Annotated in this window: 16 protein-coding genes; 10 read left to right on the top strand and 6 right to left on the bottom strand. The window is 39.8% G+C overall.

What is annotated here, in order from left to right; translation table 11 throughout:
• Nucleotides 1-2: 2 nt before the first annotated feature.
• Both FTU06_RS07710 and FTU06_RS07705 read right to left on the bottom strand, forming a co-directional pair.
• Nucleotides 3-911 (bottom strand): alpha/beta fold hydrolase, encoded by a 909-nt coding sequence (locus tag FTU06_RS07710; RefSeq protein ID WP_180145884.1) that lies wholly within the window; start codon nucleotides 909-911, stop codon nucleotides 3-5.
• 24 nt (nucleotides 912-935) lie between these two features.
• Entirely contained in the window at nucleotides 936-1,475 is a 540-nt protein-coding gene (locus FTU06_RS07705) for a PadR family transcriptional regulator (protein WP_180005106.1), read from the bottom strand.
• 181 nt (nucleotides 1,476-1,656) lie between these two features.
• On the opposite strand from FTU06_RS07705, the gene FTU06_RS07700 reads away from it, so the two are divergent.
• From FTU06_RS07700 to FTU06_RS07690, 3 genes are all read left to right on the top strand, one after another.
• Nucleotides 1,657-3,681, top strand: coding sequence for an NADPH-dependent 2,4-dienoyl-CoA reductase (locus FTU06_RS07700; protein ID WP_180145883.1), 2,025 nt, complete (start codon nucleotides 1,657-1,659; stop codon nucleotides 3,679-3,681).
• Between the two features lie 122 nt (nucleotides 3,682-3,803).
• Nucleotides 3,804-4,208, top strand: a complete 405-nt coding sequence (locus FTU06_RS07695) for a nuclear transport factor 2 family protein (protein ID WP_078193923.1) — start codon at nucleotides 3,804-3,806, stop codon at nucleotides 4,206-4,208.
• 203 nt (nucleotides 4,209-4,411) lie between these two features.
• Nucleotides 4,412-5,503, top strand: coding sequence for a YheT family hydrolase (locus tag FTU06_RS07690; protein ID WP_180145880.1), 1,092 nt, complete (start codon nucleotides 4,412-4,414; stop codon nucleotides 5,501-5,503).
• A 38-nt stretch (nucleotides 5,504-5,541) separates the two neighbouring features.
• Here the strand turns inward: FTU06_RS07690 and FTU06_RS07685 are convergent, their stop codons facing one another.
• Together FTU06_RS07685 and dkgB are read right to left on the bottom strand one after the other, a co-directional pair.
• A complete protein-coding gene (locus tag FTU06_RS07685; RefSeq protein ID WP_180145877.1) occupies nucleotides 5,542-6,717 on the bottom strand; it encodes an MFS transporter in 1,176 nt (391 codons plus the stop codon).
• A gap of 1 nt (nucleotide 6,718) precedes the next feature.
• Nucleotides 6,719-7,525: a 2,5-didehydrogluconate reductase DkgB gene (gene dkgB / locus FTU06_RS07680; protein WP_180145874.1), complete on the bottom strand. Its 807-nt coding sequence runs from the start codon at nucleotides 7,523-7,525 to the stop codon at nucleotides 6,719-6,721.
• Between the two features lie 108 nt (nucleotides 7,526-7,633).
• Between dkgB and FTU06_RS07675 the strand changes: the two genes are divergently transcribed.
• Nucleotides 7,634-8,518: a LysR family transcriptional regulator gene (locus FTU06_RS07675; RefSeq protein WP_180145871.1), complete on the top strand. Its 885-nt coding sequence runs from the start codon at nucleotides 7,634-7,636 to the stop codon at nucleotides 8,516-8,518.
• A gap of 111 nt (nucleotides 8,519-8,629) precedes the next feature.
• On the opposite strand, the gene FTU06_RS07670 is transcribed toward FTU06_RS07675, so the two are convergent.
• On the bottom strand, nucleotides 8,630-9,043 hold the full coding sequence (locus tag FTU06_RS07670) for an internalin (RefSeq protein ID WP_180145868.1): 414 nt from the start codon (nucleotides 9,041-9,043) through the stop codon (nucleotides 8,630-8,632).
• 229 nt (nucleotides 9,044-9,272) lie between these two features.
• On the opposite strand from FTU06_RS07670, the gene FTU06_RS07665 reads away from it, so the two are divergent.
• The 6 genes from FTU06_RS07665 (at nucleotide 9,273) to rodA (ending at nucleotide 15,475) form a co-directional block, all read left to right on the top strand.
• Nucleotides 9,273-10,913, top strand: a complete 1,641-nt coding sequence (locus FTU06_RS07665) for a CTP synthase (protein WP_180145865.1) — start codon at nucleotides 9,273-9,275, stop codon at nucleotides 10,911-10,913.
• A gap of 31 nt (nucleotides 10,914-10,944) precedes the next feature.
• Nucleotides 10,945-11,802, top strand: coding sequence for a 3-deoxy-8-phosphooctulonate synthase (kdsA, locus tag FTU06_RS07660; protein ID WP_078188522.1), 858 nt, complete (start codon nucleotides 10,945-10,947; stop codon nucleotides 11,800-11,802).
• A 64-nt stretch (nucleotides 11,803-11,866) separates the two neighbouring features.
• The gene (gene eno, locus FTU06_RS07655; RefSeq protein WP_180145862.1) at nucleotides 11,867-13,156 is read left to right on the top strand and encodes a phosphopyruvate hydratase; all 1,290 of its coding nucleotides are present in this window, start codon (nucleotides 11,867-11,869) and stop codon (nucleotides 13,154-13,156) included.
• A gap of 16 nt (nucleotides 13,157-13,172) precedes the next feature.
• A complete protein-coding gene (locus FTU06_RS07650) occupies nucleotides 13,173-13,565 on the top strand; it encodes a septum formation initiator family protein (protein ID WP_078188520.1) in 393 nt (130 codons plus the stop codon).
• Nucleotides 13,528-14,253 (top strand): 2-C-methyl-D-erythritol 4-phosphate cytidylyltransferase, encoded by a 726-nt coding sequence (ispD, locus tag FTU06_RS07645; RefSeq protein ID WP_180145860.1) that lies wholly within the window; start codon nucleotides 13,528-13,530, stop codon nucleotides 14,251-14,253. Before FTU06_RS07650 ends, ispD begins: the two co-directional genes overlap by 38 nt.
• Before the next feature lie 85 nt (nucleotides 14,254-14,338).
• Nucleotides 14,339-15,475, top strand: coding sequence for a rod shape-determining protein RodA (gene rodA, locus FTU06_RS07640; protein WP_180145858.1), 1,137 nt, complete (start codon nucleotides 14,339-14,341; stop codon nucleotides 15,473-15,475).
• A gap of 417 nt (nucleotides 15,476-15,892) precedes the next feature.
• On the opposite strand, the gene FTU06_RS07635 is transcribed toward rodA, so the two are convergent.
• Complete coding sequence (locus FTU06_RS07635; RefSeq protein WP_180145855.1) at nucleotides 15,893-17,014, bottom strand: hypothetical protein; 1,122 nt, start codon at nucleotides 17,012-17,014, stop codon at nucleotides 15,893-15,895.
• Nucleotides 17,015-17,144: the final 130 nt, after the last annotated feature.

Raw genomic sequence — 17,144 nt, 5'->3', positions numbered from 1 at the left:
TATTAGAGCGCTTGTTTTAAGAACTTGGTGATTTCACGGCTGAATTTGACCGGTTCACTGAGCAATGGCGTGTGTCCCGATTTTTTAAAAATAATCTGCTCTGCATTGGCTAGGCTGTCAGCAATAATTTTTTGACCTTGAGCAGGATAGAGGATCGATTTTGCCCCTGTGAAAAAAGTTGTTGGCGCGGTGAGTGCTGCAATGGCTTCACGATAATCTTCAGTATGGTTTAAATAATTTTGAATATACCAATATAAATACGCCACACTTTGTGAGGGTAACATCAGCTTCTGTAAAGTTGGTTGTTGGTATGCAAAACGGAAAGCGGATAATGCATATGGATTGCTATTTTGTAAGTCTATGAATCTTAACCAAGCGTCGACCAGACCTTGACGGTCATGTTTATTCATCTGCTGTGCAAATGGCACGGAGAGGTTGGTTGCAAGTACCTTCGAGATGTCTTCTAAAATACTTAAAAACTCATTGTGGCGTTTGCCATATAAACCATATTGCCAATCTGCATCTACTCGTATTTTAGGGGTTTGATCGATGTGTAAATAGCGTTTAATTTTTTCAGCAAACTGACCGTATTTTAAACCGTGCATGGTGGTCGTTGCCCCCATGGAGTAGGCAATCACCGTGATTTTATCGTAACCAAGCTGGGAAACTAAGCTGTCAATATCTCGCCAATGGCTTGAAATGGTGTCCGTATTTGGAATTTGACAATGTTTAGAGCCGCCAAATCCACGCCAGTCTGGAATGATAAATTTAAAATGCTTTCGGTGTTGATATAGAAAAGGGTGCCATTGCCAACTTTGCATGCCCAGTCCAGATAAAACCAGGATGGGTTCTCCTTGACCATATTCACGAACATACAGTTGTTGTTGATCTGGCATTGTATAGTGTGGCATGCGGCTTCCTATTTATTTTTTGTTTTAGCGATTAAATTTATGCAACTGTGGAATGATGGTTTCAAGCCATTTGATCCAACCGATTTCCAAATCAATCCCAAGCTGTAAAATCATTTTATGAATGTACAAAGTACGGTCTTCATCATGCGCATGTGCAAAGTCTTTTGCAAAAATAGACTGGTACACTTTTAGTTTTTCTTTGTGAATTTCTAGGTGACGTTCTAATTCGGGTAATACGCCGTTTGTGCCCAGTTGAGCTTCAGCACGTAAACGAACCATTAACTCTTCACGTAACTGAGCCGGAGGGCTTTGCTCAACCATCCAATTGGCTAATTCAACACGTCCAAGCTGTTCAACTTGGTAGGTTTTTTTACGGGTTGTACTGTGGTCATCTTCAATGGTGCTGATCCAGCCTTTTTGCTGCATACCACTGAGTTCACGGTAGATTTGCTGATGTGTCGCATTCCAAAAAAAGCCCATAGAGCGGTCAAAACGGCGTGCAAGGTCAATTCCTGTACTCGGTTTTTCAAGTAAGCTCGTGAGTAAAACATGGGCTAAAGACATATATGGCTCAGTCAAAATAGTTTTGTACTTTTTATTATGCAACATGTTGCATAAAAATCAAATCTCGCATATAAATTAGTGCAACAAGTTGCAAAAATCTTGTATGCGTAGATGGAAATAGAAAGCTCGTATACAAGCGAAGATAAAAATAGCCAGCTTTTCAGCACGCTAAGGAGAAAAAATGTCAAATTATCCAAATTTATTGGCACCACTAGATTTAGGTTTTACAACGCTAAAGAACCGTGTATTGATGGGTTCTATGCATATCGGCCTTGAAGAAGCACCGGGTGGCTATGAACGCATGGCTGCTTTTTATGCAGAACGTGCGAAAGGTGGTGTAGGTCTGATTGTAACCGGTGGTATTTCTCCCAATGATGATGGTGTGACATTTGCTGGTGGTTCAAAATTAGACTCTTTAGAAGAAGCAGAAAAACATAAAGTGATTACGCAGGCGGTACATGATGCTGGCGGTAAAATTGCGATGCAGATTTTGCATACAGGTCGCTACTCGTATCAAGCCAATAATGTTGCACCTTCATCTATTCAAGCACCAATTAACCCAGTAAAACCGCAAGCTTTAAGCACAGCAGACGTCGAACGCACGATCAATGATTTTGCCAAATGTGCTCAGTTAGCACAGACAGCGGGTTATGACGGTGTAGAAGTCATGGGGTCAGAAGGTTATTTAATTAATGAGTTTATTGCTGCACGTACCAACCACCGTGATGATGAATGGGGTGGCAGTTATGAAAACCGGATTCGTTTTCCAATTGAGATCGTGCGTCGTACGCGTGAATTAGTCGGTGAAAATTTTATTATTATTTACCGACTTTCTATGCTGGATCTGGTTGAAGGTGGTTCGACTTTCGAAGAAGTTGTGCAACTTGCAAAAGCTATTGAAAAAGCCGGTGCAACTATTATCAATACCGGTATTGGTTGGCATGAAGCGCGTATTCCGACCATTGCAACCAAAGTGCCACGTGCTGCATTTACATGGGTGACCAAGAAATTAAAAGGTCTTGTGAATGTTCCTTTAATCACCTCAAACCGTATTAACACTCCTGAAATGGCTGAGCACGTACTTGCTTCGGGTGATGCAGATATGGTGTCCATGGCACGTCCAATGCTGGCTGACCCACGTTTTGTAGAAAAAGCAGAACAAGGTCGTAGTGATGAAATTAATACCTGTATTGGTTGTAACCAAGCCTGTCTAGATCATATTTTCTCAATGAAAATTGCAACATGTTTGGTTAACCCTCAAGCTTGCTATGAAACTGAACTGATTTTTAAAGAATCTGCACAGGTGAAAAATATTGCTGTGATTGGTGCGGGACCTGCAGGTTTAAGCTTTGCAACTTATGCTGCAGAGCGTGGTCATAACATAACTATTTTTGAAGCATCGAGCCAAATTGGTGGGCAGTTTAATATTGCGAAAACGATTCCTGGTAAAGAAGAGTTTTATGAAACGCTGCGTTATTTCAAACGTAAAATAGAACTATTGCCTCAGATTAAATTGGTATTGAACCATACAGCAACCTATGAAGAATTAGCTCAGTCTGATTTTGATGACATCGTGGTGGCGACGGGTGTAACACCGCGTCAGTTAGATATAGATGGTATTGATCATCCAAAAGTATTGAGCTATTTACAGGTATTACGTGAACGTCAACCTGTTGGCAAACGTGTAGCAATCATTGGTGCAGGCGGTATTGGTTTCGATACGGCTGAATATTTAACGCATGAAGGTGAAAGCGGTAGCCTCAATCCTGAGAAATTTTATGATGAATGGGGTATTGATACCACTTATGCGCAAGTCGGTGGCTTGAAACATCCAGACGTCGAAGAATCGCCGCGTGAAGTGTATTTATTGCAACGTAAGGCTAAATCGGTTGGTGCTGGCTTAGGTAAAACCACGGGTTGGATTCACCGTACAGGTTTGAAACACCGCGATGTGAAAATGATTGCGGGTGCAAGCTACGACAAAATTGATGATCAAGGTTTGCATATTACCGTTGATGGTCAATCACGTATTTTAGATGTTGATCATGTGGTGATTTGTGCAGGTCAGGAATCCTATACCGCGATGTATGAACAGCTAGAAGCAGATGGGAAAAATGTGCATTTGATTGGTGGTGCGAAAGAAGCAGGTGAGTTAGATGCTAAACGTGCCATTCGTCAAGGTGCAGATTTGGCTGCGGTGATTTAATCAGCCTCATACTAAACCACGACAACTTCATTCAATTTAATATGCAGTTGTCGTGCTTCCTCTCCATTTGGGAGAGGAGTTTGAGGAAAGGGAAATGATTCATCAAAAAAAAGGACATAAACATGACTATTGAAACAACAAAAAAATCTGTTGCACGTTGGCACGAAATGCTTAACACACGGGATATGAATATTTTAAATGAACTCTTGGCAGAAGATGTGGTGTTTCGTTCACCTGTCGCGTTTAACCCATATCCAGGTAAGCCTGTAGTAACTTTTATTTTGACCAATGTGATTCAAATTTTTGAAAATTTTACCTATCACCGTGAGTTTTACTCAGAAGATGGTTTAAATGTGGTGCTTGAGTTTTCTGCCAATGTTGGCGAGAAAAAGTTAAAAGGGATCGACATGATTCAGTTTAATGAACAAGGGCAGATGATAGATTTTGAAGTCATGCTCCGTCCGAAAAGTGGGTTGGAAGCATTGGCTGCGAAAATGGGTGAGCGCATTATGCAATATCAGCCTTAAATCTGCTGATTTTTAAATGCTCATCACAGAATGATAAAAAGCATGATGGATATTGTCATGCTTTTTGCTTATGAGGCTTAAGCAAACAAATATTGCTAGCGAGATATGGTTTTGTAGATACGTTTGTTTAATGGGCATTGTTAGGCAAAGTGAAAAGATTGAAATGATTTGCTGTAGTTTGAAGCGAGGTGAAGGTAGGGTCAATGAATAATGTGATGCATAAAGGGCGTCAGGCTCTTTTAAATTTTGTAGATCATGCAATCGGTGCAGAATTACCACAGCTTTATTATCATCCAGAAGGGCAAATGAAACATGTGCTGCCGAAGTTAAAGCAACTACATGAAAAATATCGTCCTACGCCTTGGTTGTCGAATACCCATGCACATTTACTGTATTTTGATGTCATTAAAAAGCGCCAAGTGAAGCTCAAATACGACGCCATAGAGCAACTGACCATGGCTGATGGAGGGATCACGGCTATAGCATGGTTGGGTTTAGATTTGCCTGCGGATGTGCCAACGGTGGTGCTCATGCATACGATTACGGGAACGCCTGAAAGTATGCGAGAAGTGGTTCGGGATCTTCATCTATATACAGGTTGGCGTATTGCACTGTGTTTAAGACGTGGTCATGCCAATTTGCCTATGCCAGTTGCCAAAATAAATTTATTTGGTTCAACCGATGACTTACGTGAACAGATTGCCTTTATTCAGCAGAAATTTCCTGAATCGAATTTATTTGGCGTTGGTTCATCTGCCGGAACGGGGCTATTGGTCCGCTATTTAGGCGAACAAGGGGAGGAAACACCATTTAAAGCTGCATTTGCTTTATGTCCGGGCTATGATACTGAGCTTGGCTTTAAAAATGTACATCCTTTTTACAGTAAAATGATGACCAAGAAGCTCTTTCAGAAATTTGTAGAACCCTATTCTGCAACATGGTCAACAACACCCTCTTTAATTGATGTATTGAAAAGTAAAAATTTGGCGCAGTTTGAGCGTGCTTATTTCCAAATGGCTGGTTTTGCCGATTATGAAAGTTATGCAAAATCTACCAATCCAATTTATGTATTTGAAAATCTTAAAATTCCATTGATGATTTTAAATGCCGAAGATGACCCTGTTTGCCACATTCAAAACTTTGAACCCTATAAAGAATTAATCCGTTCTTTGCCGAATGTTGTGGTGGTAACCACCAAAAAAGGCAGTCACTGTGGTTATTATGAAGGTTTAGTGGAAACCCATTCATGGGCAACCAAATTGATGGCAGATTTTTTAAAGTTATATGCGAACTAAAAAATAGCCTACTTTGGGTAGGCTATTTTAAGTGTGTGTTACTCAGCTTGTGGGCAACATGCAGTAATTTGAGGTTTAAGCTTCATCTGTATCAATACTAAAATCAACGCTATAGCGCTCAGTGTAGCGCCTGCATAAGACACTGCAGCATAGCTTAGGTTGAGATTTAGCACTGCGGCACCTGCAACAGCGCCCAAAGCATTTCCAAGATTAAATGCACCAATATTCACTGAAGAAGCGAGGCCTGGTGCATCGTGAGCGACTGTCATAATACGCATTTGTAAAGGTGGTACGACTGCAAAAGCTGCTGCTCCCCAGATGATTAATGCAATCGCCGCGCCAATGGTGGTTGTTGCTAAAATTGGAAATAACAGCATCATTAGCATCAGTAAGACTAAAAAGCCAATCAAGGTTTTATCTAAAGATTGATCTGCAAACTTACCACCGAAATGGTTACCGATTGAAAATCCGATCCCGATTAAGACCAACATGAAAGTGATAAGCTTAGGACTTGCATGGGTAAAGACTTTTAAGCTTGGTGCGATATAGGTATAGAGCGCGAACATCGCTCCAGCACTCATGACTGTGGTGAGCAGTGCTAAAACAACAGGCATGCGTGTTAATACTGTTAACTCTGCTCGTACATCAGGTTTTTCGGTCTGTTGCTGATGGGGTAGTGCTTTCCATAATGCCAACATGGTGATGATGCCCAGTAAGGTAATAGCGGCAAAAGACATACGCCAACCGATATTTTGACCCACCCACGTTGCGAGGGGCACACCTCCAATATTGGCAATGGTCAAGCCCATAAACATCATAGCAACAGCACTGGCTTGTTTATCTTTCGGAACAACACTCGCTGCAACCACAGAACCTAAGCCAAAAAATGCACCATGATTTAAGCTGGTGACTAAGCGTGCAGCCATTAAACCAAGATAATTGGGTGCAATCGTTGCCAAAATATTGCCGACCGTGAAGATTGCCATCAGTAAAATAAGGGCAGTGCGTTTTGGAAAACGTGCTAACCATAATGTCATTAATGGTGCGCCGATCATGACGCCAACGGCGTAGGCGCTAATCAGTAAGCCCGCTTGCGGAATAGAAACCGATAAATCTGCTGCGATTTCAGGCAAAAAACCCATCGGTGAAAATTCTGTTGTACCTATTGCAAAAGCACCTACAGCTAATGCAATTAATGGAAAATTGAATTTCATATTAAATATCCCAAACTGGAGCAAGTTCAGGTGGATTCACTTCACGCGCATTTCTGTCCAGTGTGGCAATGGCCTGCATCTGTTCTGGTGTTAAATGAATCTCTTGAGCTTTTAAATTACTGATTAAATGTTCACGTTTGGTTGATGATGGAATAACGGCATAGTCTTTTTGCAGTGCCCATGCGAGTGCAATTTGAGCCGAAGTGACTTGGTGTTCGGCCGCGATGTTTAACAGGATTGGGTCTTGCAACACTTTGCCATAAGCCAAAGTCATATAGGATGTGACATCTATATTGTTCGCTTGCAGATAATTGACTAAGTTTTGATTTTGCAAATATGGACTAAGTTCAATTTGATTGGTTGCAATATTTTCCAGCCCGATGTGATCAATGGCTTGTTGAGTGAGCTCAATATTAAAATTAGATACACCAATATGTTCAGTCAAACCTTGTTTTTTTGCCTCAAGTAAATGTCCCATTAATTCTGGAATATTGACTCCAAGTGCAGGTGCAGGCCAATGAATAAGTGTGAGGTTAACTGCATCCGTCCTTAATTTAATTAAGCTGTCCTTTAGGCTGGGTATCAGTTTGTCGGCAGCATAATTTTCAGTCCAAATTTTCGTGGTTAAAAAAATATCAGCTCGATTGACCTGACTTTCGTGGATTGCTTGGCCTACTTCTGCCTCATTACCGTAAATTTGTGCGGTGTCTACAGCACGATATCCAACTTCTAAGGCAGTTTTAACAGAATGAATGACAGTGTCACCTGTCAAACGGAAGGTACCGACACCAAATTGGGGAACAATCATCAGGAATTCTCTTTTTTGAATTGATGCTATTGTGCTGCTAATTTTAATGAAGAAAAATGCATGAGTTTGGAATATATTATTGATTAAAAATCACGAATCGAATAAGCAATGAAATTGACCATTGAGGAGCTGCAGGCTTTTACTGTTATTGTAGATAGCGGCTCTATTATCAAAGCAGCAGAAAGGCTGGATCAAACAGCATCTGGTGTCAGCCGCGCATTACAGCGTCTGGAATCTAAATTAAATGTAACCCTGTTAGAACGAACAACCCGCAAAATTAAGCTCACGCAAGAGGGGCAATTGTTTTTAGCAAAAACACGGCGGATATTGAATGATTTGAGCGAAGCGGAAGATTCTCTGCTAAAATTAGATGCAGATACTTCGGGGTTAGTGCGAGTCGATTCAGCAATTTCTTTTATTCTGCATATGATCGTTCCCTTGATTCCAGAATTTAATGCACGTTATCCGCATATACAGATTGAATTAGTAAATCATGATCAAGTGATTGACTTATTAGAGCATAAAGCGGATGTTGCAATTCGCTTTGGAAAATTAAACGACTCCAGTTTGCACGCAAAACTTATCTACAAGAGTCGACTGTGTTTGGTGGCGAGTCCTGAATATCTTCAGCAACATGGACGTCCGCAAAATGCTGATGAGCTAACCGCACATGCTTTACTTGGATTTAGTCAAATTACCCATATGAATACTTGGCCGATCCAAGTCGCAGGGAAGCCCCTGACGATACGCCCGAACATCAAGGCGTCAAATGGTGAAACGATACGCGAGCTTGCGATTCATGGGATGGGCATCGCTTGTCTTTCGATTTTTATGTTAGAAAAAGATATTGCAGAAGGACGATTGGTACAACTTTTAGACGATCAAATTGAGCCACATGAACAGCTTATTCATGCTGTCTATTATCAACAAGAGCATTTACCGAAACGTGTTCGTTTATTTATTGAATATTTAGCTGAAAAATTACAAGAATAGTTGTGAGAAAAACAGTGCATCGTCGGGTACAGATTTTTATTTACATAGAAACAATAAAAAACCCGACTTTTGCCGGGTTTTTTTGATCATTTGTTTGATAAAACTTCGATCTTAATTCTCTAAAGCTGGTGTTGCAGCAGCAATGGCAGCAGCTACGGCGTCATCTTCAGACTGTGTAGAACCTGAGTTTTGTTTAGGTTGAGCAGCTTGCGCAGGTTTTTCTGCTGCTTTAGGTGCTTCTGCTTTTGGAGCAGGAGCTTCTGCAGGAGGAGTAGGTTCACGACGAATTTCAGTTGTTGTATTCGGTGTCTCTTCACGAATCACTTCAACATACTGTTGAGTCGGTTCTTCAACAACTGGTTGTTCTTCAACTGGTTCTAATTGTGTAGGTACAGATGCTGTTGGTTCAGATGCTGCAACTTCAACCTGTTCCTGTTCTTCTTCTTTTGGTGCTTCTTTTTTTACACATGCTGTAAGAAGTAGACCTGTTGCGATTGCACCGCAGATTAAAAGTTTCTTATTCATAATTACACAAAACAAAAAAGTGTGGATTGGATAAATGCATTATAACAGCAAATAAGAATATAGAAATGATAAGAACTTACTCTAAATTTTTATGATAATTGCTGTTACAATAGCCAATTGTTAATTGTTCTATGAATTGATGCGGAATGACTTTGCTTTCTTGGTACAGAGTAAAGTAAAATCGCACAACATTGTAGGCCAATTTAGGCTCCATTGTACGAGAAACTTAATGACCCATTTTATTTTCGTTACTGGTGGTGTTGTATCATCACTAGGTAAAGGTATTTCAGCTGCATCAGTGGCTGCGCTTTTAGAAGCCCGTGGTTTAAAAGTAACCATGGTAAAAATGGATCCATACATTAATGTCGATCCAGGGACTATGAGTCCATTCCAACACGGTGAAGTTTTTGTCACAGAGGATGGTGCTGAAACTGACTTAGACTTGGGTTATTACGAACGTTTCTTGCGTCGTGCGAAAATGACCAAACTGAACAACTTTACTTCAGGACGAGTGTACCAAGATGTCTTGAATAAAGAACGTCGTGGTGACTACCTCGGTGGTACAGTTCAAGTTATTCCACATATTACTGACAATATTAAAGAACGTGTTCTTCGCGCAGGTGAAGGCTATGACGTTGCGATCGTTGAGATCGGCGGTACAGTAGGTGACATTGAATCTCTCCCATTCATGGAATCTGTACGTCAACTTATGGTCGAACTAGGTCATAAGCGCACAATGTTAATGCACTTAACTTTACTCCCATATATTAAGTCAGCTGCGGAATTAAAAACCAAACCAACTCAGCACTCTGTAAAAGAACTTTTGTCGATTGGTATTCAACCAGACATCCTGATCTGCCGTACAGAACATGATGTTGATGCTGACACTACACGTAAAATTGCGTTATTTACGAACGTTGAAGCACGCGCAGTTGTGGTATGTAAAGATGCGCGTTCAATTTACCAAATTCCACGTACTTTCTATGAACAAAACGTTGATGATTTAATCTGTGAACGTTTTGGTTATAACGATCTTCCAGAAGCTGACCTTACAGACTGGGATAACGTTGTAGATGCATTACTGAACCCTGAATACACAGTTCGTGTAGCGATGGTTGGTAAATACGTTGAACTTCCAGATGCATACAAATCTGTAAACGAAGCACTTTTACATGCGGGTATTCAAAACCGTGTGAAAGTTCAGATTGATTATGTCAATGCAGAAGAACTTGAAAGCCAAGATGTAAACGATGTATTGAAAGATGCTGATGCGATTCTTGTACCAGGTGGTTTCGGTGAACGTGGTACAGAAGGCAAAATGAAAGCGATTCGTTTTGCACGTGAAAACGGTGTGCCATTCCTTGGTATCTGTTTAGGTATGCAGTTGGCTGTGATCGAATATGCGCGCAACGTTGCGGGTATTAGCGATGCAACTTCAACTGAATTTAACCGTTCTACAAAATCACCATTGATTGGTCTAATCACTGAATGGTTAGATGAGCGTGGCGAAGTCCAACAACGTAATGCAGATTCTGATTTAGGCGGTACAATGCGTCTGGGTGCTCAAAAATCTGAATTGGTTGCGGGAACAAAAACTGCACAAGTTTACGGTTCTGAAGAGATCGTTGAACGTCATCGTCACCGTTATGAAATGAACAACCGTTATATCCCAATGCTTGAAGAAAAAGGCATGAAGATTTCAGGTTATTCTCCAGTGCAACGTCTTGTTGAAACTGTTGAAATTCCTGAACATCCTTGGTTTATTGCTGTACAATTCCATCCGGAATTTACAAGTTCACCACGTGATGGACACCCATTATTCGCAGGCTTTATTGATGCTGCTAAAAAGCAGTACCAAAAAGCGAAATAATGTGTTTTTGACTAAACCAGGAAGAGTTTAAATGTCACAATTAAAACCACAGGAAATTGTACGTTTAGGCGATATACAAATGGCAAATCATTTGCCATTTGTACTATTCGGCGGCATGAACGTACTTGAGTCAAAAGACCTTGCTTTTGAAATTGCTGAAACCTATGTGGATATCTGCAAACGCTTGGATATTCCGTATGTGTTTAAAGCAAGTTTTGATAAAGCCAATCGTTCAAGCTTGAACTCTTTCCGTGGCCCAGGCCTGGAAAAAGGAATCGAGTGGTTAGCTGACATAAAAAAACACTTTAATGTGCCGATTATTACTGACGTACATGAACCATATCAAGCTGCGCCTGTTGCTGAAGTTGCGGATATTATCCAGCTTCCTGCATTTTTAAGCCGTCAAACTGACCTTGTTGAAGCGATGGCGAAAACTGATGCCATCATCAATATTAAAAAAGCACAGTTCCTCGCACCACACGAAATGCGTCATATTTTGCATAAGTGTTTGGAAGCAGGGAATGACAAACTGATTCTTTGTGAACGTGGTTCAGCATTTGGTTACAATAATTTAGTTGTAGACATGTTGGGCTTTGACATCATGAAAGAAATGAATGTCCCTGTGTTCTTTGATGTTACACATGCGCTTCAAACGCCGGGTGGTCGTGCGGATTCTGCAGGTGGTCGTCGTGCGCAAATCACGACACTGGCACGTGCAGGTATGGCGACTGGTTTAGCAGGTTTGTTCTTAGAAGCTCATCCAGATCCAGAAAATGCCAAATGTGACGGTCCATGTGCGCTACGCATGTCACAGTTGGAACCTTTCTTGGCACAGTTAAAAGAGCTCGATACCTTAGTTAAAGGTTTCGCAAAGTTAGACACACACTAATTCGATACACATTGATGCGTCACTTTTGACGCATCATTTTTATTAATCAACTGAGGAATTGTTCATGAGCCAAATCGTTGACATTCGTGCACGTGAAATTTTGGACTCTCGTGGTAACCCTACCATCGAAGCAGACGTAATCTTAGCCTCTGGCGTTGTAGGCCGTGCATGTGCACCATCTGGTGCTTCAACTGGTTCTCGTGAAGCTTTAGAACTTCGTGACGGCGACAAAGCTCGTTACTTAGGTAAGGGCGTTAAAACTGCGGTTAACAACGTTAACACAGTAATTCGTGATGCATTGTTGGGTAAATCAGTATTCGAACAAAAAGACATTGATAACACAATGATCTCGCTTGACGGTACTGAAAACAAAGAAAAATTAGGTGCGAACGCAACTTTAGCGGTATCGCTAGCTGCTGCACGCGCTGCTGCTGACGAAAAGAAAATTCCACTTTTTCAATACATTGCAGACCTTCGTAATAACAGCATTTTGACTATGCCTGTTCCAATGATGAACATCCTAAATGGTGGTTCACATGCAGACAACAACGTAGACATTCAAGAATTTATGATTGAGCCAGTTGGCTTCACTTCATTCTCTGAAGCTTTACGCGCTGGTGCTGAAATTTTCCATTCTTTAAAATCAGTTTTAAAGAAACAAGGTCTAAATACTGCAGTTGGTGATGAAGGTGGTTTTGCACCGAACCTTCGTTCTAACGAAGAAGCAATTACAGTAATTCTTGAAGCAATTGAAAAAACTGGCTACAAAGCAGGTTCTGACATTATGCTTGCGCTTGACTGTGCATCTTCAGAATTCTACAAAGATGGTCAATACATCCTTGCAGGTGAAGGCAATAAAGCATTCACTAGCAACCAATTTGCTGACTACCTTGCAGGTTTTGCAAAACAATACCCAATCATCTCAATTGAAGATGGTTTGGACGAGTCTGATTGGGAAGGCTGGTCTTACCTCACTTCAATCCTTGGCGACAAAATCCAATTGGTTGGTGATGACCTATTCGTTACGAATCCTAAGATTCTTCAACGTGGTATCAATGAAAAAGTGGGTAACTCTATCCTGATCAAGTACAACCAAATCGGTACGTTGACTGAAACTCTAGATGCAATCTATCTTGCGAAAGCAAATGGTTACACTACAGTAATTTCACACCGTTCTGGTGAAACTGAAGATTCAACTATTGCGGATCTTGCAGTGGGTACAGCAGCGGGTCAAATCAAAACTGGTTCACTTTGCCGTTCTGACCGTGTAGCGAAATATAACCAATTACTTCGTATTGAAGAATTGACTAATGCAGCATATCGCGGTAAAGCTGAGTTCAAAGGTTTGAACTAAGCAGATCATGCTATCTATGTTAAATGTATTTGACTCCAAAGCGAGTAAAGCATTGTTGGGCCTTGCGATCTTTTTGATCGCAGGGTTTCAATATTTATACTGGTTCGGTGAAGGTGGTTATCATCAACATCAACAACTGAGTCAGAAAATACAACAACAAGTCGAACTCAATGACGAATTAAAAGAACGAAATCGCGTGCTTGCCGCTGAAGTATACGATTTAAAAAATGGCGTTGAAGCTATTGAAGAGCATGCTCGTCTAGATTTAGGTTTAATTAAACCGCATGAGACTTTCGTACAAATGAGTACGATCAGTACTCAGTACAAACCAATTTATATTGATCCAAACGCAAAAGTAGACCTACGTACCAATGAGTCAGAACCAGCCGAACTTCCACCCGAACCTTAAATTGTGGGCCATTATTCCTGCTGCTGGTTCAGGAAGTCGATTTTCTAAAACTGAACTAAAACAATATCAAAACATTGCGGGTCTAACTGTGCTTGATCACACAGTTGCACGTCTCAACCAATTGCCTTTAACAGGCTATATATTGGCTATAGGCGAGCAAGATAATGTTGCGCAGACCTTGGCACTCACTAATCAAGATAAGGCACATTTTTGTTTAGGTGGTGCAGAGCGTGTGCATTCTGTACTCAATGCATTGCAATATCTATCTAGGATTGCCAATGATGATGATTGGGTGTTTGTTCATGATGCAGCACGACCATGTGTCTCACAGTTGAGTTTAGAAAATTTAGTTCAATCGGCAGTCGATTCAGAGCTAAGTGCGATTCTCGCCATTCCCGTACGCGATACATTAAAACGAGTTGAAACGGCACCACAAATATCAACTACGGTAGATCGTTCAACTTTATGGCAAGCGCAGACACCACAAATTGCCAAATTGGGTGTGCTTAAAAATGCCATTGAACAAGCGCTTGCCGCTGGTGCGACCATCACAGATGAGGCTAGTGCTTTAGAATTTGTCGGTGAGCATGTCAATGTCGTGCAGGGTCGTTCGGACAATATTAAAATTACCTATCCAGATGACTTGGAATTGGCACGTTTAATTTTAGCGTCTCAAGTTAATAGATGATTATTTCAAGGAATATTTAAGGGACAGTGATTTTTACTGTCGCTTTAATCTATAATTCCCGCATCCTTTTTAGATCTGTTTCGCAATGATCCCTTCTCAACAGTATCGTTTTTTACGTCAGTCATTACGCGATGGCCGCAGTATAAAACACGATTCTTCTCGATGGGCTAAACTTCATTTAGACCCGTGGTTACTTTGCTTCTTGGTACTCAATGCAATATTGGGGCTGATGGTTGTCTATAGTGCGACCGCGGAAGATTCGGGAATGGTACTACGTCAAGCCACAAGTTTTGGTGTAGGCTTTATTGTGATGCTGATCTGCGCGCAAATTCCACCCAAAGTTTACCAATCTATGAGTCCGTACTTATATGCCATCGGTATATTTTTACTGTTGTTGGTTCTGGTTATTGGTGAAAAAAGGATGGGGGCGAAACGCTGGATTAGCTTGCCGGGTATCGGCAGTATGCAGCCGAGTGAGTTTATGAAATTTGCCATGCCACTGATGATGGCGTGGTATTTTGCGCGAAAACCATTTCCACCGAAATTTTTACAAATTGTCGGGGCATTAATTTTATTATTGATTCCATTTGCATTGGTCGCTTTACAGCCCGACTTGAATATTGGTTTGATTATTCCAGGTATTTTTGTTTTATTTTTAAGTGGTATGTCTTGGCGTTTAATTGCAGGTGCTTTAACAACCTTTGCAATTGCAGCACCTGTACTCTGGATGTTTTTTTTGCAGGAATATCAGAAAAAACGTGTACTGACCTTATTTGACCCTGAGTCTGACGCACTTGGTGCAGGTTGGAATATTATTCAGTCTAAAATTGCCATTGGTTCAGGCGGTTTAATGGGTAAGGGGTATACCGAAGGGACGCAGTCGCACTTGGGCTATCTGCCAGAGCATCATACTGACTTTATCATGTCGACTTATGCTGAAGAATTTGGCTTTATTGGTGTATTCCTTTTATTTAGTTTGTTTACAGCAATTATTGTTCGCTGTCTGATTATTGGACTAAATTCCTTCCATAATTTTGGACGACTTTATGCAGGGGCGATGGGCTTAACCTTCTTTTTCTTTGTGTTTTTGAACTCAGGTATGGTTAGCGGTATTTTGCCTGTAACAGGCGATCCATTGCCTTTGATGAGTTATGGGGGTACAGCAGTCATATCCATGCTTGCAGGTATGGGGATTGTGATGTCGATTCATACGCATCGTTAAACAGAATAGACAACATTAAGCCGGATTTATATTCGGTTTTTTTATGGGTTGGGTTTATAGATTTAAAAATTGGCTATTTAAGTAACCACTAAATGTCTCAAGCTGCATAAAAGTACCATCTCGTAGGATAGTACTTTTATGCATAGTTTAAGGTTGATCTAGCAAAGGTAATTGGAAGTATTTTGTGTAACGTGTATTGTGTTGATTTTTCCTTTAAAATAAATGGATCTAAAGTAAAATTTTTCTTAAGATCCATTCGGTTGATCTTTAAAAACAGAATGTAATTCAGTTAGAAAAGGGATAAAATATAAAAAATACTACTATATATTTAATAGAATACTTAAAATAGTTGCCTGTATTTTAGATAAGTCCAATCTTTTTTAATTTTTCGATAATAAAAAAACTTAACTTTACTCACTATTTTATTTTATTAGGAATTTTAACACCTTTTTCTTTTGCCAGTTCAATTAGACTTTGTGCAAAAATATCTTTTTTTGAATCTTGAATAAGTTGTGCAATATAAAAACCTTTCACTTTTTTATACTTTTTAATATCAAAGATATTTTCATATTTATTTAGATTTCCTGAAAGATCTAAAGCAAACAAAGTTCTTAGGCATTTATTGCAAGTTGAACAATTTTCATGTGTATCATCACCACTTACACATACATTTAAATATCTATACGTTGGCTCGTAGTTTGATATATCTACTATTTTGTCAACACGTGAGTACGCAGCACCCTCTTGATAAAACTCCGTACTTTCTGTTGATAATAAAGGTAATAAAATAGGATCACAATAAATACCAATATCTTTATCTCTATATTTTTTTGAGAAATTTATAATCTGAGTGTAATTAAATCCAGCAGATGCATAATAATATTTTGAAAAATGTTTTTGTAGTACTAGGACACCAGCACAGCCTGTCAAAGTATGTATCTTTTCATGCCCCCAGGGATGAAAAGTGTGTAAATTAGAATCTATAGGTATGTAATCAAGATTTACTTCTTTGGGATAGTTTTTAAGGTGGTTATATCTTTGCAAATATTTTACCTTTGCACTTTCCTCCTTACTGCCATGAGAACCTACATTTAAAAATAAAAGTGTATTTACTCTTAAACCTATATCATTTTGTTTAACAAATAGCTCATGTATCGCATTAAAAGAGTCTACACCACCAGAAAATCCTGTACCAATACCTGTATTATCAAAAAATTGTTCACTTAGTTCCTTCGCACTAACTTTTATTTTTTTAGCAGTAGGGCAAAATGAAATGAGTAATGGAATGACATATTTATTTATGTTAAAAATTAATTTCTTAGACACAATGCCATCAATATAAAGATCTTCTCCACACATCATTGCTGGAAAAAGCATCCCTACAAGAAATGCGTCCATTTGAGTGGTACAAATATGTTGTTCATACAATTCTGGTACAGAAAACCAAAGATTTTTAGATCCTAAGACACTACTTTCTATAGTGGCTGATAATATTAATTTATCGTTTTGGTGAGTAACCTCAATACTTTTAATATACATGTTTTTTACACTAACTATAAAGTGGCTGAATTTTATATATTTTTACTTTTTTTTTACAAATAAATGTTCGCTATTTATCCATTAGTATATTAATTACTTTTTTATATCCATTGAGCATAACGGCGATTAT

This window comes from Acinetobacter sp. YH12052, from assembly GCF_013419835.1.
Taxonomy (GTDB): Bacteria; Pseudomonadota; Gammaproteobacteria; order Pseudomonadales; family Moraxellaceae; genus Acinetobacter; species Acinetobacter amyesii.
The sequence above is the reverse complement of the archived record's forward strand: the minus strand, read 5'-3'. Positions and strand labels throughout refer to the sequence as shown.

What these genes read in the sequence shown, in the direction of transcription:
- FTU06_RS07710 (WP_180145884.1), bottom strand. Translation starts at nt 911, where the DNA reads ATGCCACACTATACAATGCCAGATCAACAACAACTGTATGTTCGTGAA.
- FTU06_RS07705 (WP_180005106.1), bottom strand. Translation starts at nt 1,475, where the DNA reads ATGTCTTTAGCCCATGTTTTACTCACGAGCTTACTTGAAAAACCGAGT.
- FTU06_RS07700 (WP_180145883.1), top strand. Translation starts at nt 1,657, where the DNA reads ATGTCAAATTATCCAAATTTATTGGCACCACTAGATTTAGGTTTTACA.
- FTU06_RS07695 (WP_078193923.1), top strand. Translation starts at nt 3,804, where the DNA reads ATGACTATTGAAACAACAAAAAAATCTGTTGCACGTTGGCACGAAATG.
- FTU06_RS07690 (WP_180145880.1), top strand. Translation starts at nt 4,412, where the DNA reads ATGAATAATGTGATGCATAAAGGGCGTCAGGCTCTTTTAAATTTTGTA.
- FTU06_RS07685 (WP_180145877.1), bottom strand. Translation starts at nt 6,717, where the DNA reads ATGAAATTCAATTTTCCATTAATTGCATTAGCTGTAGGTGCTTTTGCA.
- dkgB (WP_180145874.1), bottom strand. Translation starts at nt 7,525, where the DNA reads ATGATTGTTCCCCAATTTGGTGTCGGTACCTTCCGTTTGACAGGTGAC.
- FTU06_RS07675 (WP_180145871.1), top strand. Translation starts at nt 7,634, where the DNA reads ATGAAATTGACCATTGAGGAGCTGCAGGCTTTTACTGTTATTGTAGAT.
- FTU06_RS07670 (WP_180145868.1), bottom strand. Translation starts at nt 9,043, where the DNA reads ATGAATAAGAAACTTTTAATCTGCGGTGCAATCGCAACAGGTCTACTT.
- FTU06_RS07665 (WP_180145865.1), top strand. Translation starts at nt 9,273, where the DNA reads ATGACCCATTTTATTTTCGTTACTGGTGGTGTTGTATCATCACTAGGT.
- kdsA (WP_078188522.1), top strand. Translation starts at nt 10,945, where the DNA reads ATGTCACAATTAAAACCACAGGAAATTGTACGTTTAGGCGATATACAA.
- eno (WP_180145862.1), top strand. Translation starts at nt 11,867, where the DNA reads ATGAGCCAAATCGTTGACATTCGTGCACGTGAAATTTTGGACTCTCGT.
- FTU06_RS07650 (WP_078188520.1), top strand. Translation starts at nt 13,173, where the DNA reads ATGTTAAATGTATTTGACTCCAAAGCGAGTAAAGCATTGTTGGGCCTT.
- ispD (WP_180145860.1), top strand. Translation starts at nt 13,528, where the DNA reads ATGAGTCAGAACCAGCCGAACTTCCACCCGAACCTTAAATTGTGGGCC.
- rodA (WP_180145858.1), top strand. Translation starts at nt 14,339, where the DNA reads ATGATCCCTTCTCAACAGTATCGTTTTTTACGTCAGTCATTACGCGAT.
- FTU06_RS07635 (WP_180145855.1), bottom strand. Translation starts at nt 17,014, where the DNA reads ATGTATATTAAAAGTATTGAGGTTACTCACCAAAACGATAAATTAATA.